Annotated in this window: 20 protein-coding genes; 13 read left to right on the plus strand and 7 right to left on the minus strand. The window is 66.2% G+C overall.

Features of this window, described 5'->3' with window-relative positions; all coding sequences use genetic code 11:
* The first annotated feature begins 191 nt into the window (after positions 1 to 191).
* The 7 genes from OGL88_RS14220 to OGL88_RS14250 all read left to right on the plus strand — a co-directional run bounded on the left by OGL88_RS14220 (position 192) and on the right by OGL88_RS14250 (position 8689).
* Positions 192 to 773, plus strand: coding sequence for a hypothetical protein (locus OGL88_RS14220; RefSeq protein ID WP_263091834.1), 582 nt, complete (start codon positions 192 to 194; stop codon positions 771 to 773).
* Positions 774 to 965: 192 nt separating this feature from the next.
* Complete coding sequence (locus tag OGL88_RS14225; RefSeq protein WP_263091835.1) at positions 966 to 1853, plus strand: MurR/RpiR family transcriptional regulator; 888 nt, start codon at positions 966 to 968, stop codon at positions 1851 to 1853.
* An 8-nt stretch (positions 1854 to 1861) separates the two neighbouring features.
* Positions 1862 to 2776 carry an N-acetylmuramic acid 6-phosphate etherase gene (murQ, locus tag OGL88_RS14230; RefSeq protein ID WP_263091836.1) on the plus strand — a complete coding sequence of 305 codons (915 nt, stop codon included), beginning with the start codon at positions 1862 to 1864 and terminating at the stop codon, positions 2774 to 2776.
* Between the two features lie 43 nt (positions 2777 to 2819).
* Positions 2820 to 4379, plus strand: a complete 1560-nt coding sequence (locus OGL88_RS14235; protein ID WP_263091837.1) for a PTS transporter subunit EIIC — start codon at positions 2820 to 2822, stop codon at positions 4377 to 4379.
* Between the two features lie 501 nt (positions 4380 to 4880).
* Positions 4881 to 6185: an ATP-binding protein gene (locus OGL88_RS14240; RefSeq protein WP_263091838.1), complete on the plus strand. Its 1305-nt coding sequence runs from the start codon at positions 4881 to 4883 to the stop codon at positions 6183 to 6185.
* A complete protein-coding gene (locus tag OGL88_RS14245) occupies positions 6185 to 7135 on the plus strand; it encodes an O-methyltransferase (RefSeq protein ID WP_308202629.1) in 951 nt (316 codons plus the stop codon). Before OGL88_RS14240 ends, OGL88_RS14245 begins: the two co-directional genes overlap by 1 nt.
* Before the next feature lie 237 nt (positions 7136 to 7372).
* A complete protein-coding gene (locus tag OGL88_RS14250; RefSeq protein ID WP_263091840.1) occupies positions 7373 to 8689 on the plus strand; it encodes a DNA cytosine methyltransferase in 1317 nt (438 codons plus the stop codon).
* 345 nt (positions 8690 to 9034) lie between these two features.
* Here the strand turns inward: OGL88_RS14250 and OGL88_RS14255 are convergent, their stop codons facing one another.
* Together OGL88_RS14255 and OGL88_RS14260 are read right to left on the minus strand one after the other, a co-directional pair.
* Positions 9035 to 10747, minus strand: coding sequence for a DNA/RNA helicase domain-containing protein (locus OGL88_RS14255; protein ID WP_263091841.1), 1713 nt, complete (start codon positions 10745 to 10747; stop codon positions 9035 to 9037).
* Positions 10734 to 11054, minus strand: a complete 321-nt coding sequence (locus OGL88_RS14260) for a nucleotide pyrophosphohydrolase (protein ID WP_263091842.1) — start codon at positions 11052 to 11054, stop codon at positions 10734 to 10736. Before OGL88_RS14260 ends, OGL88_RS14255 begins: the two co-directional genes overlap by 14 nt.
* A gap of 196 nt (positions 11055 to 11250) precedes the next feature.
* Here OGL88_RS14260 and OGL88_RS14265 point away from each other — a divergent pair, with 196 nt between their 5' ends.
* Complete coding sequence (locus OGL88_RS14265) at positions 11251 to 12462, plus strand: hypothetical protein (protein ID WP_263091843.1); 1212 nt, start codon at positions 11251 to 11253, stop codon at positions 12460 to 12462.
* A 110-nt stretch (positions 12463 to 12572) separates the two neighbouring features.
* Here the strand turns inward: OGL88_RS14265 and OGL88_RS14270 are convergent, their stop codons facing one another.
* On the minus strand, positions 12573 to 13505 hold the full coding sequence (locus tag OGL88_RS14270; RefSeq protein WP_263091844.1) for an NADP-dependent oxidoreductase: 933 nt from the start codon (positions 13503 to 13505) through the stop codon (positions 12573 to 12575).
* A 139-nt stretch (positions 13506 to 13644) separates the two neighbouring features.
* Between OGL88_RS14270 and OGL88_RS14275 the strand changes: the two genes are divergently transcribed.
* Complete coding sequence (locus OGL88_RS14275; protein ID WP_263091845.1) at positions 13645 to 14217, plus strand: hypothetical protein; 573 nt, start codon at positions 13645 to 13647, stop codon at positions 14215 to 14217.
* 134 nt (positions 14218 to 14351) lie between these two features.
* Here the strand turns inward: OGL88_RS14275 and OGL88_RS14280 are convergent, their stop codons facing one another.
* From OGL88_RS14280 to OGL88_RS14295, 4 genes are read right to left on the minus strand one after another with little or no spacing between them, the layout of a single operon-like run.
* Positions 14352 to 15185 carry a hypothetical protein gene (locus tag OGL88_RS14280; RefSeq protein WP_263091846.1) on the minus strand — a complete coding sequence of 278 codons (834 nt, stop codon included), beginning with the start codon at positions 15183 to 15185 and terminating at the stop codon, positions 14352 to 14354.
* Positions 15186 to 15205: 20 nt separating this feature from the next.
* Positions 15206 to 15673, minus strand: coding sequence for a hypothetical protein (locus OGL88_RS14285; RefSeq protein WP_263091847.1), 468 nt, complete (start codon positions 15671 to 15673; stop codon positions 15206 to 15208).
* Between the two features lie 29 nt (positions 15674 to 15702).
* Complete coding sequence (locus OGL88_RS14290; RefSeq protein ID WP_263091849.1) at positions 15703 to 17463, minus strand: alpha/beta hydrolase; 1761 nt, start codon at positions 17461 to 17463, stop codon at positions 15703 to 15705.
* Positions 17463 to 17741: a hypothetical protein gene (locus tag OGL88_RS14295; protein WP_263091850.1), complete on the minus strand. Its 279-nt coding sequence runs from the start codon at positions 17739 to 17741 to the stop codon at positions 17463 to 17465. Before OGL88_RS14295 ends, OGL88_RS14290 begins: the two co-directional genes overlap by 1 nt.
* 206 nt (positions 17742 to 17947) lie before the next feature.
* On the opposite strand from OGL88_RS14295, the gene OGL88_RS14300 reads away from it, so the two are divergent.
* Genes OGL88_RS14300 through OGL88_RS14315 form a run of 4 tightly spaced genes read left to right on the plus strand, consistent with a single transcriptional unit; the run spans position 17948 to position 21460 of the window.
* The gene (locus tag OGL88_RS14300; RefSeq protein ID WP_263091851.1) at positions 17948 to 18787 is read left to right on the plus strand and encodes an ABC transporter ATP-binding protein; all 840 of its coding nucleotides are present in this window, start codon (positions 17948 to 17950) and stop codon (positions 18785 to 18787) included.
* The gene (locus tag OGL88_RS14305) at positions 18784 to 19581 is read left to right on the plus strand and encodes an ABC transporter permease (RefSeq protein ID WP_263091852.1); all 798 of its coding nucleotides are present in this window, start codon (positions 18784 to 18786) and stop codon (positions 19579 to 19581) included. Before OGL88_RS14300 ends, OGL88_RS14305 begins: the two co-directional genes overlap by 4 nt.
* A 53-nt stretch (positions 19582 to 19634) precedes the next feature.
* Positions 19635 to 20837, plus strand: coding sequence for a sensor histidine kinase (locus OGL88_RS14310; RefSeq protein ID WP_263091853.1), 1203 nt, complete (start codon positions 19635 to 19637; stop codon positions 20835 to 20837).
* A complete protein-coding gene (locus OGL88_RS14315; RefSeq protein ID WP_263091854.1) occupies positions 20834 to 21460 on the plus strand; it encodes a response regulator transcription factor in 627 nt (208 codons plus the stop codon). The genes OGL88_RS14310 and OGL88_RS14315 overlap by 4 nt, the downstream gene beginning before the upstream one ends.
* Positions 21461 to 21486 lie beyond the last annotated feature (26 nt).

The raw sequence follows: 21486 nt of genomic DNA on the forward strand, positions 1-21486 counted from the left end.
TCCGCGGTTCGAGGTGACTTTGGTTGTGCGGCGGCGGAGGCTCCCCCACAACAAGTCGTTCACGATCGCCCTGCCGTCTGGGCCGGCATCATCACGACGAACACCGAGCTGACCTACTGGCTGTTCGTCGCACCGATCGCCATCATCGCGACCGTCGTCACCGTCGGGCGATCCGCTCGTAGGGTGGGGGCATGGGGGAACTCGAACTGACAGCACGGCGCGCCTGGCGACGGACGGCCCTGCTCGCACTGATCGGAGCCGTCGTCGGCGCCGTCATCGGCGGGCTGCTGGCCACGACCGAGTCGGGCGCCGTCGCAGTCCTCACCGTTGTCGGCTTCGGCGCGTCCGTCGGTGGCCTGACCGGTACCTTCTCGATCCTCGCCACGACGATCGGGATGTCGACCGCGATGCAGGCCACAACGGCGGGGCTCTCCCCTGCCGGTAAGCGCATGGTGACGCAAGCGATCAAGACCGGCAGCCCGATCCAGCCACCCGAGTCCGACCTCGCCCTCCGGGCACGCGAGCATGCACGACTGCTCTCCACCTACCAGCCGCTCGCCCTCGCCCAGTTCCTCCTGCTCTACCTCGGCATCGCTGGCGCCCAGTTCCCGATGTTCGCTGACGAGGACGTCTCCGGCTCGGCGTTCCCCCGGTTCCTCTGCACAGCACTGCTCATCACCGCACTGATCGTGACGCCGATCCTGCTGCGCGCAGTACGTCGATCGCGGCGGTACCTGCGGGCGGCAACTGTCGCCGCCTCCCCGACACCGTAGGCCTGACGAGCACGACCGTCCGCACAACCAAAGTGCGTCCGAGCCGCGCGATTCTGCGGCGCGAGCTGACTCCGGTTGCGCGAACCGGAAGCGCGCCGCACCTCGCCGCCAGGCCCGGCACGCCCACCACCTGTAACACGCAATTTACTTTCACCCCTGGCGCTCGCGCACGAAAGCCGCTTTCATAGCGGGATGACGATCACCGACCGGGTCGAGCGCGCCGACGCCTTCGCTCTCGTCCGCACCCAGTCGGCCACGATGCCGTCGAGCATGCGCGCCATCGCCGACGCCGTCCTCGAGGACCCGGCAGCCGCAGCCACCACGAACGCCGCCGAACTCGCCGGCCGCGCGGGCGTCTCCCCCGCCACCGTCTCTCGCTTCGCCCAGCACCTCGGCTTCGCGAACTTCGCGGGTCTGCAGCGCAGCATGACCCGGGCCGTCGAGCGCGGCATCCACGAGCGGGAGCACACCGAGATCCACGCGGGGGTCGCCGTCGACGACGACGTCGCCACCGTCATCGCGAAGGTCACCGAGGATGTCCGCGCCGTGATGGCCGATACCCGCGCCGCACTCGACCCGCACGCCCTCGAAGCAGCGGCTGCAGCCGTGAGCGGTGCCCGCCGGGTCGTCCTGTACGGCGTCGGCGCGAGCGGCATCGTCGCGCGGGACCTGCACCTCAAGCTCGAGCGCATCGGCATCGTGAGCTCGATCGCCGACGACCCGCACAACGCCCTGACCCTCGCGAGCGTCATCGGTGAGCACGACGTCCTGGTGCTCGTCAGCCACTCGGGCTCCACCACCGAGACCCTCGAGGTCGCCCACGCCGCCGCGGCCCAGTGCTCGACGATCGTCGCCATCACCGGCCACGCCAACGCCCCGCTCGCCACCGCGGCCCACCACGTCCTGCTCGGCGTCGCCGGTGCCGAGAGTGCCCTCCGCCCCGCAGCCATGGGCAGCCGCATGAGCCAACTCGCCATCGTCGACGCCCTGTTCATCGTCGTCGCGCAGCGCACCGACGAGCGGTCCCAGCCGCTCCTCGCCCGCAGCCGCGACGCCGTCCGCACCCACCACCGGAACTGAGCACCACCATGACCGACACCCACGACGCCCTCCGCGACGAACTCGCCGCCCTCACCACCGAGGCGACCGACCACTCGCTGGACGACATCGACACGATCTCCACACTGGAAGCCGCCCAGCGCATGAACGCCGGCGACCGCAGCGTGCCTGCGGCACTGGAGCCGTGCCTCCCGGCCATCGCCCTGGCGGCAGACTCGATCGCTCTTGCGTTCAGTCGAGGCGGCCGACTCATCTACGTCGGCGCCGGCACGCCGGGCCGGCTCGGCGTCCTCGACGCCAGCGAGTGCCCGCCCACCTTCGGCACCGACCCGTCGCAGGTCGTCGGCCTGATCGCCGGCGGCGACGTCGCCCTGACCACCGCCGTCGAGGGCGCCGAGGACGACGAAGCAGCGGCCGTCCGCGACCTCGACGCGCTCAGCCTGACGGCCGACGACGTGGTCGTCGGGATCAGCGCGTCCGGCAGGACGCCCTACGTGATCGCAGCCATCCTGGAGGCCCGGCGCCGGTCCGCCCTGTCGGTCTCCGTCGCGTGCAACCCCGACTCGGCCGCGGGGCGGGAGGCGGACATCGCCGTCGACGTCGTCGTCGGCCCCGAGTTCATCGCCGGGTCGACCCGCCTGAAGGCGGGCACCGCGCAGAAGCTCGTGCTCAACATGCTCACCACGCTCGCGATGGTGCGCAGCCACAAGACGTACGGCAACCGCATGGTCGACGTGCGGGCGACGAACGCGAAGCTCGTCGCGCGGGCGTTCTCGCTCGTGCAGGACGTCACCGGCGCTCCCCCCGCTGACGTCCAGGCTGCGCTCGATGCCTCGGACGGCGAGGTGAAGACCGCCATCGCCGTGATCCTGACTGGTGCCTCGGCTGCTGACGTGCGTGCTCGTCTCGATGCTGCTGCCGGCTCGTTGCGCGCCGTGTTGTAGATCTCGTTCCCCTTTCCGTTTCCTTCCCCCGAGGAGCACAGCAATGCCCGATGCACAGCAACTCGCCCAGCAGATCCTCGACTCCGTTGGCGGTTCCGCGAACATCGCCGACGTCGAGAACTGCATGACCCGACTCCGGGTCGAGGTCGTGTCCGAAGAGTCCGTCGCGCTCGACGAGCTCAAGGCCACCGACGGCGTCATGGCCGCCATCGCGGCCGGCTCGAACCTGCAGATCGTGCTCGGCCCGGGTCTCGTCGACCGCGTGGCTGACGACCTGGAGGCCCTGCGCGCGGCCGCCCCGGCGGCTGCGGCTGGTGGGGCTGGCGCGTCCAGTGCCGCTGGTGCGTCTGGTTCGTCGCCCGAGGAGCTCGCCGCTCGCGGCGCGTCGATCAAGGCGACTGCGCGGGCTCGTTCCGACGGCCGCACCATGCGTGCGATCCGGAAGATCTCCGCGATCTTCATCCCGCTCATCCCCGCGCTGATCGCCTGCGGGCTGATCGCCGGGATCAACGGCATCCTGACGAACCTGGGGTGGGTGCCCGGGGTAACGCCGTTCCTCGGGGTGCTCTCGTCCGGGTTCTTGTCGCTGCTCGCCGTGTTCGTCGGGATGAACGCCGCGAAGGAGTTCGGCGGCACGCCCATCCTCGGCGGTGCGGTGGGCGGCATCATCGTCGCGGCCGGCGTCGCGAACGTCACCGTGTTCGGCGAGACCCTGGCTCCCGGGCAGGGCGGCGTGCTCGGCGCCATGGCCGGCGGCATCCTCGCCGCGTACGTCGAGCGCTTCATGCGGCGCGTGACTCCCGACGTCATCGCACTCATCGTCGTGCCGACCGTGACCGTGCTCGTCGCCGGGTCGGTGACGCTGGGCATCCTGATGTCCGTCGCCGGTGTCGTCTCCGTCGCGATCGGGACCGCTGCGACCTGGCTGCTCGCGAACGGCGGGGCCTTCGCTGGCTTCGTGCTCGGAGGCCTCTTCCTGCCGCTCGTCATGACCGGCATGCACCAGGGACTCATCCCGATCCACACCACCCTGATCGACCAAACCGGGTGGACCGTGCTGTTGCCCGTGCTGGCGATGGGTGGTGCTGGGCAGATCGGTGCCTGCATCGCGCTGTGGGTGCGGTTCCGTTCGAACGCTTCGCTGGTGCGGACCATCCGTGGCGCGCTGCCAGCAGGGTTCCTCGGTGTCGGCGAGCCCCTGATCTACGGTGTGACGCTGCCCCTCGGGCGGCCGTTCATCACCGCGTGCATCGGTGGCGCCTTCGGTGGCGGTGTCGTCGGGCTGTTCGACCAGCTCGGGCACTCGGTGGGAGCGATCGCCATCGGGGCTTCGGACCTCTCGCTCATCCCGCTGCTGAACGGCTCGTCCGGGTACGGGTGGGCGCTGCTCGGGTACGGATCGGGGCTCATCGTGGCGTACGTCGTCGGGTTCGTTGCGACGGTGCTGTTTGGGGTGTCCGCGTCGGTCAAGGCCGACCTCGAGGAGCAGTCCGCTCCTGAAGCGGCAGATAACGCCGTATCGTCGGTCGTGCATAACAAGGCTAGCGATAGCGCTGAGCCTGCTCGCGAAACCACGGCCGCCGCCAGCCCCTTTCCGCGTTGAGCGTCGCGCGAGAGGCCTACGGAAACGCGCAGTCTCGAGTCCTACCCGACCGGTTACAACCATGCCTGCGGCCGTGCTGCGCCGGTGACGGCAGCGGAAAGGGTAGAGATTACTGCTGGCACGTCTATCCGCTCTGCCGGCCCGGGTTGCAGCTGTTGCGCAAGCCAGTTGGACCGCAGGTCCATCGTCTGCCTGATCGCCGAAGCGACCGCACGCTCGATAGTGTCCTCCGAGGGCCGCGACAGGCTCCAATACGAGTCCCCGGTCACTGATCATGCTCCGACCTGCGGGTACCCACCGACCCGCATGGTCTGCACGAGTGCCCAGGCAAGCGGACAGACCAACATCGGCATCGTGCGCATCACCCCCGAAACGGGCTCCTCACGGGCCTTGTGTTGATCGCGCCCGATCGCCAAGATAAGAAGTCCGAACGAGAGGGGCACCGTGGGTACGCAGCTACGGCAAGCAGACGCTACACCAACCAAGCAATTCTTTGTCCAAATGCTGACCCGAGACATCTCTCTTACTGACTGCATACTTGACCTAATCGATAACAGCATCGACGGAGCATGGGACAATGCCCAGATTCCGGCTGAAGAAATAGTTCGCAACCCGATTGACTTCGATGACCGCTCATTGTCCGGCTATCGGATCGACATCGACTTTACCGACTCCAGTTTCGCAATCCGAGACAATTGCGGCGGGATCACGCTCGACGATGCGGCAGACTATGCCTTTACCTTTGGCCGCAAAGAAGGTCGCGTGGACAACGACTTTTCGGTCGGCGTTTACGGAATCGGAATGAAGCGAGCAGTATTTAAACTCGGATCGTTAATCGACATTACAAGTACTTACACGGAATCAAACGAACGTCAAGCCTACAAAATCCCGATCAATGTCGCTGCCTGGCTCAAAAGCAGTTCCCTGCCCTGGGATTTTGATATAGAGGAGAGCGAATCCCTCGAAGAGGACGGGGTACGCATCGAGGTGACGGATCTTGCCGACGGAACACAACGAAGCTTCGCTGATCCGACTTTCGAGGGAAGACTGGTTCGAACCTTGGCTCGCGACTACATGATCCCGCTCATGCACGGTCTCGAAATACGAGTGAACTCACGTCCGGTAGTTGGATGGGAATTCAACCTTCAGGAGAACGAGAACTTTGCTCCCGTTCGGTTAGCTTATAACGACGAAGGAGTTCGCGTTGACCTGATCGCGGGAATGTGGGGAACGCCACCAGACGACCCCAGTCCGGACGAAAAGCCCCGCAAAGACGATCCATCTGGTTGGTACATCGTCTGCAACGGTCGGGTTGTCCTGGGACCTGACACAAGCATTACGACTGGGTGGGGCGATCAGCTGCCAAAATGGCATAGACAGTACTCCGGTTTCGCCGGCATCGTTGTATTCAGCTCAACCGACCCTTCGCGTCTTCCAATGACAACGACAAAACGGAATGTCGACGCCTCCTCGCGACTCTACAGTCGCGCTGTTGAGAAGATGCACGAGCCTGCACGCGCTTGGATCGACTACTCCAACAAGCGCAAACAAAACCTTGAAGAAGCGCAGGAAGCCGAGAAGGGAACGGCTTCAGTCAACGTCTTCCGAGCTGCTGCGCGGCAGGAGATTCGCGTACCCGTCATCTCGAAGCCCGCTTCTCGCGTGCGCGTCGCAAATGTCAACTACGCCGTCGAACTAGTTCGGATGCAGCGGCTTCAAGAGGCGATCGGTAACATTAACATGAGTTACCGAGACGCAGGGATTGCCGCGTTTGAGTACGCCTACGATGACTTGGTCGGGGACTGATGGGGTCGACAAATTACATAAACTTTAGCGTTCGCCAGAACAAAGCCATAGAACGTAAGATCGCTTTTGAATGCCTGTCCAAGCTTGTTACGGATAAAGGCGATAGCTATATCTATGTCGGCTTCGGCTCGGTTTGGTTCGTAGATTTCGAAGCCGCACACCGGGACCTTCGGATTAATTCTATGATCTCCATTGAGTCCGACGAAGTGGTATATCGAAGGGCAGCCTTCAACGCACCATTCCGAACGGTTTCGGTAGAACAGGGGAACTCTGCCGACGTTCTGCCCGATCTCCTCAAGCGACCAGATCTTTCCTCCCGACCGTGGGTCGTATGGTTGGATTACGACACGACGATGGATGAGACCAAGCTCGACGAACTTGAGAATCTGGTAGTCAATCTTCCGCCGAATTCCGCAATATTGACGACCTTTAGCGCTTCCGCAGGCCGGTATGCGCAGCAGACCCAGATCGCAGATCGGCTAAGCTCACTGTTCGGCGATACGTTCGATGCGACCGAGTTTCCGCGCCTTAAGGACTACAAGAATGAGAAGAAACTCATGCTTGCCCTGAGTAAGGCGGTTAGGGATCGGATGATCTCACGATTCCATCGAAGCGGGCGTACAGGTTCGTGTCTGCCCATAATCGAACTTCAGTATCAAGACGGGACACCAATGACAACGGTCGGGTTGGCCTTGACTGATCCAGCGGAGTCTAAACGGGTAGAGGGCTTAATCGGAGACCCCTCTTGGCGCGGGATCAGCAATGACCCAATCGCAACTCCTCCCCTCACGCAAAGGGAGACAAACGCACTCCGTACTCTCCTTCCAAGTGATCCCTTTCCCACCAGATCGGCCGTCAAGACACTCGGCTTTGATCTTGCGGAGAACGAGCTCGCATCCTTCTCCCGCCACTACCTCGACTACCCCACCTTCGTTCAGACTGCATATTAAACGAACATGGCATGCAGCAACCAATCCGCTGCGTCCCCGCTCTAGGTGAGTTTCCTGAGCGCTCGGGGTACAAGCCTGCACAACCTGGAGCCAACAGTGTCGGCAAAAACATCTCGAGCAGAAGGCATCAGTCCGTCCATGTTTGGCGATCCGCCGCGCGCCCGTTTGTTCACACCGAGAAGTTGTGTGAGTCTGGTCGACATGGCATCGACCAGTGGCTTGAACGCTCCTCGCCCGGTGGCGATCGACCTCTTCTCCGGAGCGGGCGGACTGAGCCTCGGATTCGAGATGGCAGGATTCGATGTGGTGAGCGCGGTCGAATACGACCCGGTCCACGCCGCAACGCATCTGTATAATTTTCCGTTGACCGACATCCTTTGCCGCGACGTCGCGCGGATTGACCGAAGCGACCTATTGAAGTCTGCAGCGAAAGGTTGGGCGAAACACAACCCCGACGCGGGCAAATGGGATGGTACCGTTGACGTGATCATCGGGGGACCATCTTGCCAGGGCTTCTCAGCAATGGGTAAGCGCGATGTCGATGATGAACGAAATAAGCTGATTGGCGAATTTGTCCGACTCGTGGAGCAGGTCAAACCGAAGGCGTTCGTAATGGAGAACGTACCGGGAATTCTATCAGCCCAGTACGAAGCTCTGTTAGGTGACGCGTTGGCTCGCTTCCGTGCAGCAGGCTACGTCCTCGCCGACCACAGTCGCCCCCTCGATGCTGCAGATTATGGCGTACCCCAGCGCCGGAAGCGCGTCGTCTTCATCGGTGTTTTGGGGGCTATTGACGCGCCTGTCCCCCCAGCTCCAACTCATGATGAGCCGGTGACTGTCGCGGATGCATTCGCTGGACTACCTTCACTCGTTGGCAGAGAAGGTTACGAGGGTGATCTTTTCGAGCTGAATGACGAGCAGCTTCGCATCTACACCGAGACCACAAATGCATATCTCTGCTCACTTCGAGAATACGATCGAAAGAATTTTGCACATCCTCGCCCAGTGAATCCGCGAGTCCTTACTGGATCTCGCGTGACTGAGCACAAGGCTGCTTCCATTGCACGATTTGCGGGAGTCGAGGAGGGCAGGGTTGAACCGATCAGCCGTGCTTGGCGCCTGTCGACGGGGGCTCCGTCTCGTACGCTTCGTGCAGGCACGGGCAGAGAACGCGGTGCGTTCAGCGCGTCCCGTCCGCTCCATCCAAAGGAACCACGGGTTATTACGGTGCGCGAAGCAGCCAGGCTGCACTCGTTCCCCGACTGGTTCCGTTTCCACACGACGAACTGGCACGGGCACCGCCAGATCGGTAACGCGGTTCCACCACTCCTTGCTCGAGCCGTGGGCGAAGCGGTTCTGTCGGCTTTGGGAATCGACCCTCGTCACTCAAATCAAAAGAGGATCGACGGTGGAGACGCCAAGCTTCTCGAACTTACGCCTACGTCGGCGGCGGAACGGCTCAGCGCCTCAACCGACGAGGTACCCCGAGCGCGACGCCGAGTGTCCATTGGCGTAGTTCCTCGGTCTAGCACGGAAGATTCGCTGGCCGGTTGAACTTCTCGCTGCTACCGCGCTCTCCGAGGGACGATCCAAGCCGGCAATCTCCAACAATGGAGCACGGACACAATTGACTCAACTAGTCTCCCCACCGTAGCTCTGACACTAAATTGCCCGCCATTTACCGAGAAGTTGGCGTCGAGCAGAGAAGAAGTCACCTCGGCTCGTTCATCGCGGCCAAAGAAGACTCGCCGCTTGCTTCTGCGACCGGGCGACTTGCTTGATTCGAATTCGAAGCCGAGATAGTCAAGTCAGTGCGGGAGTACCGGCAGCGTCAATTACGTAGAATAAGCGAGGAGGTCAGTACCGCTCACGCCGAAGCGGACTGGCCATTGTCAAGGACTAAATGTGACGTCGCAGGTACTCTCTAAGCGACGGATCGGCGACGAAGACGTAGGTACCGCGCGTGCCCCGTGTTAGTAAAACCGAGTAGATGTTGGAGACCAGGCGCATCACGTCGGCATCAGAGTAGTTGATCCCGAGACGAGGGTTGTTCTCCATGCCCTTCTTGTCGAAGTAGTTCGACCGGTCGAACACCATCTCCTTCGAGACCGGGTCGAACCGCATGTCAGGGCCGATGATGACCCCTACGTAGTTCAGGTCGTACCCCTGCACAGTGTGGATCGAGCCCACCTGGTCGACGGCACCCGGTGAGGTGATCCAGTCAGTCTGTGTCTGGTTCCACTGGAACTCGCGACCGTCGATCTCGATGTCGATGGCGCTCTTGTCGTGCTTGCTCTTCCACTTCCAGGCGTAGCCAGCGACGAGCCGTGAGAGACCTACTTCGTCGTCGTGTGCCCGGATGGCATCGTGCATCTCCCCCAGGTCATCGAACATCCGGAATTCGTAGTCGCCGAACGATCGTGGCTCGGGCGATTCTCCTCGCATGATCGCCCGCACGTACGACACGTAGTCGGCGCCGCCTTGCACGCGCATCTGCGTGAAGAGCCGGTAGTACCGATCGTTCTGTCGCGCCGATTGCACGAGGTCCGCCTGCAGCTCCTGCGGCAGATCCGCCGGGCGCACGCTCTGCTCTGAGTCAAGCAAGAAGATCTGGTGTCTGCTCCGGTCTCGTATCCAGTCGAGCTGGGTGTAGTGGTCAGCATCAGCGCCGAAGAGCTGGCGGTTGATCTCACCGAAGGCCTTGTTTTGAGGTCCCGATGCTTGGTTCGCACGGTGGTTCAGTCGGTGGGACTCGTCGACGACCAGCAGGTCCCACTTCTCAGCGCTCTTCCCCACCTCGAACGGGGTGAGCACCATGGTCTTCTCGAGGCCAGGGGTCTTGCGGAACACGCGCTTCAGGGAAGCGCGGAGCGCCTGCTGCGGGATGACTAGGCCGACGCGGAAGTCAGCGAGGCGCTCACGGTTCTCCTCGGTGAAGTAATCCGAGAACATCGAGTCGCCATCCACCTCGTCGACCCCAATACCGTTCGCGATGTCGCGGAGCAACTTGAGCAGGTAGACCGCCACGATCGTCTTGCCTGTCCCCGGGTCGCCCTGCACGACGATCGTGCTGCCAGAGCCTGTTGAGAAGTCATCGAACAACCCCTCGAGGATGTCCTCCATCACGACGGCCTGATCACGGTTGAGCGCCTTGAACGGCGAGAGTTTGAACAGCTCGCTGTTCTCGATCTCGGCGATGCTGCGTGTGAAGAGCTTCTGCTTGCGCAGCGCTTCGAAGATCTCCTCGAAGGTCTCTCGATACCGCGCGCGGTCGTAGTAGTCCGCGTTGACGACGCCCTTGTTGCTGTTCAGCACCGTGTACTTGTCGTCCCCAGCGAACAGGCCGATGAGTTGCGACTCCAGGTCCAGACACACCGACTTGTTGAAGGTTCGGTCGAGCACAAGGCGCACGGCCTTCAACGACCGACGTTCCACGGAATCGAGGTGCTGCCGCATGCGGGAAGCCGTGTTGAGCGTCTCGCCGACGTACACACGCTTGCCGTCGTCGAGGATGTAGACGACCGGCCAGTTCAGGAACCGAGGATCCTCTTCGCGCCACAGCCGCAGGTGCCGCTCATTGAACGGGAGCTGCGCGATGTCAAAGCTGGTCATACTTCGTGCTTCGTCCTCGGGCCCGATCGACCGGGTACTTGTCCCGGGTGACGGCGAGTTTCTCGCGGATGATCTCCGCGGGATCGACGCCGAGTCGATCGGCGAGCAGATGGCAGTAGGTCAGGACGTCGGCGAGTTCCGAACGGACTCGATCGACGTCGGCATCGGGGGCCCATTGAAAACACTCGAGCAGCTCCCCGGCTTCGATCGAGATGCTCTTCGCCAGGTTCTCCGGCGAATGGAATTGCGCCCAGTCGCGTTCCGCAACGAACTCACGGAGTTCCTCGCGCAGCCCCTCATCCGCCATGTCCGCACGCTAGCAGGCCAGCGAAGATTCCCTCGTACCAAGTCCCACAGACGCGATGGGAACTGGGCTCCGTGGGAGGCAAGAGTCCGCCGACAGCGGGGAGTCGAGCAGGAATTTCGCAAGGTCCGCGGTTCATGCGACGATGTCGACCAACACCGCGTACCCGAGCGCGGCTCACGCAAGAGGACAACCGAACATGACCGAACCCGACGCTGCCGACGCGACCCTTGAAGCCGAGGTCCCCGAGGAAGACGTGACTCGGAACATCGCGAAGGCCGTGACCGGCCGTCGTTCCCTCGCCCGGCAGTACGTGAAGTGGCTCCGCCGTCGAAACCCTTCGGCCACTCCCGCAGACATCATCCAGATGCTCGAACGCCACTACACGACGTCGATCACGACGGCAGGGGCAGCGATCACGGTGGGATCGATCGCAGCGGACATCGCGATTGCCTCGATTCCTGTTGCGGGCCCGGCCGTCGCCGGAGCGAAGAGCGCGGGCGCGCAGGCAGCGAAGGCCGGCACGAAGGGCGCGATGAAGGTGGCCGCCAAGAACCTCGCGAAGAACGCCGCCCAGACCGGCGCTCGTGGTGCGGCATCCCGGCTGCTTCCCGCCGGAGATCAGCAGCTGCAGTTCGAGATCACGGCAGTCTTCGGTCTCGCGCTTGCCGACCTCCACGACATGGACCTTGACAAGGACCAGGCGCAGGCGCTGATCCTCGGTCTCACCAACGAGCGAGTGAGTCAGCAGCAGATCGCTGCGATGGCAAATGACGTCGCTGAGGTCTCAGCGGGCGGCACGGTGGGCACCGGCCAGGCGATCGCTGCAGGTCGGGACGATTGGTCGCATTGGGCCTCGACGCTGTCCAACGCCGTGCCGGGTGGTGCTGCCCAGAGCCTCGTCCGCACGATCCAGACCGGCGAGCTCGACCCGATCCGCGAGGGGATGACCGGCAAGCAGCGCGCGACCGTCGAGTACGGCGTCGGTGCAGTGACGGGCGGAGTAGCCCGTTTCGTGTTCGGCCGCGACGTCGTGAAGTCCTCACGCACCGCTTTCCCTGAGGCGCCAGAGACGTTTCCGGAACATCTCGTGATCTCAGCCGATGGAAATTCCGAGGATGCGCCGTCCGAGAGCCACGCGCTGGCCGCATTGGAAGACGCCGCTCGGTCGACCGGTAGTTGGGTGAGCGGGGCGGCTGGAGCAGTCGGCACGGGTGTTGCTGGTGCGGCGAGTACCGCCACGCGGGTCTTCCGGCGAGTCGACCTGGACGGCGACGGGGTGGCCGATGAGGCGCAGGCGCTCACCGCGGCCAAGCAGGTCGGCGGCCGGGTGGCCGGTGCCGCTGATGCAGTGGGCGGCAAGGTCGCTGGGCTCTTCCGCTCGCGGAAGTCCCCGACTCCGGAGGAGTGAGCCTTCGACTGTCTCTCGACAGGAGTCGAGCAGTAGCAGCGACCGTCTGACGGACGGGAGACGCGGCGCCACCCGGCACCGCGCCTCCCGACCCTCACCCCAACGTCAACTCACCAAGTGAGCACGAACCGCCCCCGCGTCCCCCCAGCCTCCAACCGCTCATGCGCCTCCACAGCCCGAGCAGCCGGCAGCACCTCGGCGACCCGCGGCGTCAACGTCCCACTCTCCACCGCATGCCGCAACTGCTCGAGCTTGTCGAACGACCGGTACTCCGAGAACACCATCACCTGCACGAACTCGATCCCCCGAGCCCCGTTGCCCTGCCACCCACGCACATCGAAGAACACTCCGCCGTCGCGAACCGCATCCACGACCGAGGTCCGCTGCACCGCAGCATCGGCGAGCGCATCGACCCCGTCCGGCACGAGCTCGCGCACCGCGGCAGCAAACCCATCCCCGCGAGGCACGATGTGGTCCGGCCCGAGCGACCGGACCAGCGCCTCGTCCTTCTCAGCTGCATCCGCGATCACGGTCAGCCCGGCGGCCTTCGCCAGCTGCACCACGTAGTTCCCGAGGAGCCCCGCAGCTCCGGTGACGGCGAGCGTCTGCCCCGGCCCGAGCGAGGCGTGCGACAGGATCTGCAACGCCGTCAACCCGTTCATCGGGACTGTGGAGGCGAGCGGGATCGACGTCCCACGGGGGATCCGCGTGAACGACCCCACCGGCGCGACGAGCTCCTGCACGTAGGCGCCACCGTGGGCGCTGAGCGGCAATGCCATCGCCATGACCTCGTCGCCGACCTGCCAGCCGGTGACGTCGGGCCCGACCTCGTCGATCACCCCGGCGGCGTCCATCCCCGGCACGTACGGCGGCGAGGCCTGCGAGCTGTCCCGCTCCCCGGCACGCACCCCCGTGTCGGTCGGGTTCACGGCGAACGCCTGCACCCGGATCCGCACGGACCCCGCACCGGCGTGCGGCTCCGGCACCTCGTGGACGGCGAGGGCCTCTGGCCCTCCGAACGCTTCGACTCCGATGACCTGCATCCTCCCGGTCTACGCGCGCGTTGCTTGACGCAACCTGACGCGACCCACCATCGGACGGGAGGCACGACGCCAGGCCGCCACGGGCCTCCAGTCCGTCACGGGGTGACGTCCACTGCACGTGGTGCGCCATGCTGGCACCGTGCGTTTCGACGAACTCCTCACCCGGTCCGACGGTCCCGCGATCGCCGAGCAGCTCGCGGCCCTCCGCCGACCCGCGCGGTACGTCCTCGAGGGCATCCACCAGGAGTCCCGGCAGAAGTACTGGCAGTTCCGCGTCGACATCGACGAGGCCGCGCATACCTGGACGCTCGTCCGCCAGCGGGCCAAGCCGGTCTCCTACCACGACGGCGTGCTGCACGACCCCCACGACGGCCCGCACGAGGTGTCGTTCGCCCGGAGCATGGTCTCCGATCCCGTCGTCCGGATGGCCGTGCCCGACCTGATGCTCCGTTGGGGTCGCGGCCCCGAAAGCTTTCACCCGATCCTGGTCCAGCACATCGGCGAGCACTCGATCCTGTTGACGTTCGAGCACCACGAGGACCCGGCGTTCCGCACGACGCTGGTGATCGACGAGCGCGACGGCATCGCCCGCCGTTCCTACGAGCACGGCGAGGCCACGATCATCACGAGCGTGCGGACCGCCGAGCCGGACGAGGTCCTGCCCCGCGCCCGCTTCGTGCAACCGACGGACTGGATCCGTCCGCAGTACTGAAGTCGTGGCGGTTCCGGTTCGCGATCCCCGACGATCGCGAACCAGAATCGTCTGCGGTCACACCGCACGTGACGATCACCCCTACCGCAATGCTGACCGGGTCGTCCTGTTCTTCCCCCTCACGGCTGGACCTCCTACCCTGCGTCGGCGTAGGGGATGCAGTCACTCGCGACGAGAAGCGTTCCCTCGCGCCGATCGAACATGATCGTCGATTCCGCCGAGGTATCCAGCAGCTGCGGATTCCCGCTGACAGTGGTACCGAAACCCCGGCGGTTCCCTCCGGTGCTCCATGAGGCGGCCAGGGTCTTCTCCGCTGCGACGCGGTCAAGCGCAGTGGGCAGGTCGACCCGTTGGCGGAACGACCTGCACCGGTTCCCGAGGGCGGTCGTGCTCGTCGAGAACCACGTCCGCTGCTCGACACCGCTCTCACGCAGATCCAGGACATCGAGTGCGTCGGCGACGTGGGACTGCATGGCAGCGCCGGCCGCCTCGGCCGAGGACGGCCCGTCGTACCCCACGTCTTCGAGCTCCTCCCGCTGCTGTTGCTCGCGGTACGCATCCGCTTGTCGGGCCGACCGCGGCAGCAGGTCGAAGGCGGGGACGACGACCAAGAGCGCGACGGCGACCAGTCCGATGCCGCTCACGACGGTCGTCGCCGACGCCAGCCCGACCCAGGCCTTGTCACGGAGCGCTCGGATGCCTGCGATGAGTGCCGGCACCGTGGCGACCAGACCGATCCCGATCGCGACGAACAGCGGCCCCGCTACCTCGTCCCCGTGGTGCACCCCGCCCCACGCAGCATCGATCTGTACGAGGAACCCGACGAAGAGTGCGATCAGGACCCCGATCGGCGCAACGACGAGACCGAAGACGAGCCGGTTCCGCCGCAGGTCCGCCCGCTCGGCAGGGGGCGCGACGGCATCGGCGTCGGCCTCGGCGTCGGCGGCTGATCGAGGAGGAGTGGGCATGCGTCGGCGCCGATTCCGGGTTACCGGTAGTCGTCCGGATCGCCGAGCACGCAGACGGAGTCGACGTTGACATGGGCACGCACCTTGGTCGCCGCGATCGAAGCGCGCGGCTTGTCCTTCGCACGCGCGACGATTGCGTACACCTTCCCAGTGGCGGCATCCATCTCCGACGTCGTCGTGGAGAGCTCGTATCCGCGCTGCTTCCAGTGGTCGCCTGCTGCCTCGACCAAGGACTCGGGGTCGCGCGGCTCTGCGACCTCGACGAAGTAGCTGAACTGGACAGCCTTCTGACCGTCGACCTTGCAGTCATTCGCGACGGGCTTCGGAACCTCCTGCGGCCACGTGTCCGGTGCCAGTTCGAGCACCGAGCGCAGCTCCGTGACGGCTTCAGATCGTGCTTCATCGATCGTCATGGTCTTCCCTGCTCCTGTCGTGCCGCAGCCGGCTGCGCCGAGCGCGATGGCGCACGCAACGGCAGCGGCGGTCATGGGTCTCGTTGCTCGCCTCGTCATCATCCTCACCGTAGTGTCGCCTTCGCCGTCTCGAGCAGGGTGTTCGTGTCGAGGTCGAGGTAACCGTGATCAGCATCGGGGTCCCCGTCGGGGTTGACGACGAGGTCGTGGACGTCCACCGCCGGCGATCGGTCGGTCCCGGAGGCGTCGATCACCGTCGAACCGAAATCAGGGTCGGTGGGATCGAGTCGTTGCGGGTAGCTCAACGACCGCCCGATGTGCGCGACGTTCCAACGCTCTTCCGCCTGAGCGGAGTACACGTGGTCCACGTTCGTCGCGGCTGTATCCGGGATGCTGTTCGGGATCCCTGCCGATCCGTGGGTGACGAATGAGTGCACCCCGAGCTCCGGGTGGTCGTGCAGGGTGATCGCTGCGGTCGTCGATCCGTAGGAGTGCGCGACCACGTTGAGCGTCGTGTCCGGGCGGGTCGCGCGGAATCCACCGAGGTCGTCCGCGAGTCGCTCGGCGCCGGCCCGGGCGTGCGACTCCCCGAACACACCAGGGTCACCCGTCGTGAGCACGTTCCCCGGCGCCTCGTACCCGATCCAGGAGACCATCGCCGTGTTCTGTCCTGCTTCGGACAGCCGCTGGGTGGCGGCCACGTTCGCACTCGCGCGCATGAGCACGGTCGTGTCCTGCAGGGTGGTCCCCATCCCCGGCACGAGGTAGCTCACGTTGTCGGCGGTGTCGAGGTCGCCGATGGAGATGGCACCGAGCGGTGGCTGCGCATCGCTGAAGGAGACCATCTGGCGAGGCATCCCGTCGACACCGTTCAGGTCGGTCCGGACTCCTGCGACGAAGTTCTTGAGCTGGTCGTACCGACGCTCCGCGGCGTTCAGCTTCTGCTGCGCCGCGAGCTGCGCGGTCCGACCGATCGCCGCCTTGAGGTCCTTCTTCGCGTCCGTCACGTCGCCTTTCGCCTGCTCGAACGCCCGCTGCGCACTCAGCCGGTTCGCCTGGTCACGCGCCCAGTACGGCACCCCGTTCAGGTTGCCGATCACCGCGGGCAACGCCGTGATCAACGCGTCCTGCGCCGCCGAGTGCTCGCCCGCGGTCCCCCGGCCACCGAGCCCGTCCCACCACGCCTGCACGACCTCGGGCGGCATCCCGGCGATCCGGTCCGCGACGCCGTTCCCCTGTGCCGCGAGCACCTCGGGCGGCATCCCGGCCACGGCCCGCAGGAAGTCGGCGTCGCTCATCGCGGCGAGCGACCCCGCGTACCTGACAGCGACTCCGAGAACGTCGCTGTCAGTGAGACCCGCCGCTGCGGCGTGATCGGCCGCAGCCCGCCGCTCCACGAGGGCGTCCCACTCCGCGTCGAGTCGCTTGGCGGCTGCGGCGAGGTCGTCGGCGTCGGTTTGCAGACGGTCGACTCGACGGGCGTCGGCTTCGGTGGCGTCGCTGCCCGCGGCGGTCGACTGAGCGCTGCCCATCGAGACGGCGTTGGCGATCGAGTCGACGGCGTTCGTCAGCTGAGCGGCTTGGATGCGTTCGGCCTCGTCCTGGATCTGTCGGACGGCCTCGGCGTAGGTGTCGAGCACGTCGATCGCTGCGTCGAGTCGACTGATGATGCGCTGCGCGGCGGGCGCGATCGTGCCGATGGTGGTGGTGAAGCGGTCCTTCGAAGCGCCTTCCCACCCGTCGGCGCCGTGTTGCGCACTGACGACCTGGTGCGCGCCCGTGCGGATGTCGTCCTGGTGATCGGCAAGAGCGCTCGAGAGCTTGGTGATCGCGCCAGGGTCGCCGGCGAGGGGGTCGGCCGCCATCACTTGCCCCCGGCCTTGCCTGCCAGGTCGTCGTCGGCGTCGGCGAAGAGCGACCTGGTGTCCTTCGCGTACTCGCCGAGCGTCCGGCTCGTGTCGGCCAACCACTCGGCCGATCGCTCTTGGGCCGTCCGGAAGGCCGCGAACGCCTGGGCGATGTCGCCTGATCCGGATGCACCGCCCTCGGCTGGGAGCGAGGCGCCCTTGAACGTTCCGGTCGCCCTCTCGAGCGCGCCGTGAACAGCTTCGAGCGTGCTCCACGACACCGTCAGATCAGCCATCGTCTCCCCCGTCTTGCCGTTGCAGCCTGCGCCACATCCCCGGACGCAACATATCAGAGAGTTGCCGGACGCAACGAGCCGTGGAGTGGACTGTGGACGACCAACCCGCACCGCGCCTCCGGTCCGGCACCATCCCCCGATCGGACGATGCCGAGACCACCGCCCCGGCCGATCCCCCACCGCGACCGGGCGGCGAAGCTGGACTCATGCCCGAGTCCCCCGCCATCGAGGTCCAGCACCTCGGCAAGCAGTACGCCACCGGCAAACGTGCCGTGGACGACGTCTCCTTCACGATCGAACGCGGGGAGACCTTCGCCCTCCTCGGCCCCAACGGTGCCGGCAAGTCCACGACGGTCGAGATCCTCGAGGGCTACCGCTCCCGCACCGCCGGCGAGGTCCGCGTCCTCGGCCACGACCCGGCACGGACGAGCCGCAGCCACAACGCACGCATCGGCATCGTCCTGCAGACCAGCGCGGAGTCCCCGAACGTCACCGTCGCCGAGCAGCTGAACCACTTCGCGGCGCTGTACCCGAAGCACCGCAGCGTCGAGGAGCTCCTCACCGCGACGGGGCTCGAGACGCAGCGCAACACCCGCATCAGCCGCCTGTCGGGTGGCCAGCGCCGCCGCGTCGACGTCGCCCTCGGCATCATCGGCCGCCCCGAGGTCCTGTTCCTCGACGAACCGACCACGGGCTTCGACCCCGAGGCCCGCCGGCAGTTCTGGGACCTCCTGCGCCGGGTGCAGCACGAGGGCACGACGATCCTGCTCACCACGCACTACCTCGACGAAGCCGCCCAGCTCGCCGACCGGGCAGCGGTGATCGCCGACGGGAAGCTCCTCGACCTCGCACCCATCGACGAAATCGGCGGCACCGAGGCCCGCACGCCCCGGGTCCGCTGGCGCGACGACGGCGGCGAACGCCACGACGAGCGCACCACCGACCCGACAGCGCTCATCCGCAGCAGCACCTCGCCCATGCACGACCTCGAAGTCATCCGCCCGTCCCTCGAGGACGTCTACCTCGACATGGTGGGACAGAAATGAAGACAGCGACGAGCCGCATCTCGTACGAGATCCGCACCTACTTCCGCGCTCCCGACGCGGTCTTCTTCACCTTCCTGTTCCCGATCATCATGCTGGCGCTGTTCTCGGTGGCGTTCTCCGGCGCCGCCGACATCCAGGCCGGCCCCGACGTCAGCGTCGACTACGCCACCTACTACCTGCCCGGCCTGGTCGCGACGGGCATCCTGCTCTCCGGCACGCAGGCCCTCGGTGTCGACATCGCGACCGAACGCAGCGACGGCACGCTGAAGCGACTCGGCGGCACACCACTGCCTGTCCTGTCGTACTTCGTCGGCAAGATCGGCATGGTCCTCGTCACCACGCTCGTGCAGACCGCCCTGCTGCTGGCGATCGCGAGCCTGGTGTTCGGCGTCGACCTGCCGACCGCCGCGAGCAACTGGGGCGTCTTCGCCGGGGTGATGGTCCTCGGCATCGCCACCAGCTGCGTCCTCGGCATCGCGGTCTCGGCGCTCCCCCGCGAGGGCCGCCGCGCCACCGCCACCATCGTCCCGATCGTGCTGGTGCTGCAGTTCATCTCCGGCGTCTACCTGCCCTTCACGCAGCTCCCCTCCTGGTTGCAGGACGTCGCCTCCGTCTTCCCCCTGCGCTGGATGGCGTCCGGAATGCGGTCCGTCTTCCTGCCCGGTGCGTTCGAGTCAGGTGAGCCGGGAGGCGCGTGGCACCTCGGCCTCGGAGCCCTCGTGTTGGCAGCGTGGCTGGTCCTGGGCACGGTGGCCTGCCTGCTCACGTTCCGCTGGAACCGCAAGGACGCGTGATGGGGCCTGTGGAGAACCGCTCCGCGGTGCTGCATCGATGGGATGCTGTCGTCATGAGCGGGGAGACGTGGGTGCGGGGCCGGTGGTTGCATGTGTTCTTCGCGGGCACGATGCTCCTCACCGCCGTGATCACCGCGCTGGGCTGGTCCCCGTGGTCGGCCCGCTGGCCCGCGTACCTCGCGGTCGTGGTCCTCGTCGTGGCGTACCTCGGGTACGGGCACCGCGGCTACGACACCCCCCGAGCCGCCGCCGCGTTCCTGCCGCTCGTCATCGTCGCCGCTCTGGTGCTGCCGGCCGTCGTCCCGAGCACCGCGTTCGTGCAGTGCATCGTGTTCCCGCTGGTCTGGGTGCAGTCCGAGCGGGTCCGCACCGCGGTCCTGTTGTCCATCGCGGTCGGCGTCGCGAGCGGCATCGGCCTGCAGGTCTCCGAGGGCCCGGACGCCCTCGTCAGCACCCTGCTCATCGAGGGCATCAGCGTGATCGGTGCCTGCGCGATGGGCGTGTGGATCTCGAGTGTCGCCGGTCTGTCCGAGGAGCGCCGCCAGCTCGTCGAGGAACTCCGCGCCACCCAGCAGTCCCTCGCCGACGCGAACCGCACGGCGGGCATCGCGAGCGAACGGGAGCGCCTGGCCCGCGAGATCCACGACACCGTCGCACAGAACCTCGCCGGCATCGTCATGCTCACCGAACGGGCCCGCGGCGATCTGGCGAACGACCGCTCCGATGCGCTCGAGGAACGACTCACCGTCCTCGAAGAGTCCGCTCGCGCCGCCCTCGAGGAATCCCGCACCCTCGTCGCCGCCGGAGCCGCCGGCATGACCCGCGACAGCCTCGCCGGCGCCCTCCACCGCCTGGCCGAACGGCACACCCGCGAGACCAGCGCGGTCGTCACGGTCGACGTGGCCGACTGCGTGCTCGATCGTGATGCGCAGGTCGTCCTGCTGCGGGTCGCGCAAGAGGCCCTCTCGAACGTCCGCGCGCACGCCGGCTCCGCCTTGGCGCAGGTCCGTCTGCTCGCCGAGGACGGGCAGACCGTGCTGCGGATCACCGACGACGGCACCGGGTTCGACCCCGAGCAGCCGACGGCCGGGCACGGGCTGCGCGGGTTGCGGGAGCGCCTCGCCCTCGCTGGCGGCACCTGCACGATCACGAGCGCCCTGGGCCGGGGCACCGTCGTCGAGGCCACCCTGCCCACCGGACCCGCACCGGGTCTCCCGTCCGCCGTTCGCCACCCCGTGGCGGAGGTGGCCCGGTGATCCGCGTCGTGGTCGCCGACGACCACCCGATCGTTCGCTCGGGCATCGTCGCACTACTGCAGGACACCGACGACATCGACGTGGTGGGCCAGGCCAGCGACGGCCGAGCAGCGGTGTCCGTCGTGCTGGCCGAGCGCCCCGATGTCGTGCTGATGGACCTGCGGATGCCTGAGCTCGACGGGGATGCGGCGACGGCGGCGATCCTCGCGGCCGAGCCGGGCGTCCGTGTCCTGATCCTGACGACGTACGAGTCCGACGACCAGATCCTCGCGGCGATCGAGGCCGGCGCCACCGGCTACCTGCTCAAGGCCGCTCCGGAGTCCGAGATCCTCGCCGGGGTGCGGGCGACCGCGCGGGGCGAGACCGCGCTTGCGCCCTCGGCCGCGGCTGCGCTCGTCAGGCGTGCCAGCGGTGGGATCCCGACTGGCCCGTCGCTGACTCCGCGCGAGCTCGAGGTCCTGCAGCTCGTCGCCCAGGGCAACTCGAACCCGGCGATCGGCCGCGCCCTGTTCCTCAGCGAGACGACGGTGAAGACGCACCTCGGTCACGTGTTCGAGAAGCTCGGCGTCAACGACCGCACCCGTGCCGTCACCCGTGCGATGGAGCTCCGCCTGCTCCCCTGATCCCCCGGTGCGCCGGACATCGGGAG

The organism is Curtobacterium sp. RIT-PI-V (assembly GCF_025642935.1).
GTDB lineage: Bacteria > Actinomycetota > Actinomycetes > Actinomycetales > Microbacteriaceae > Curtobacterium.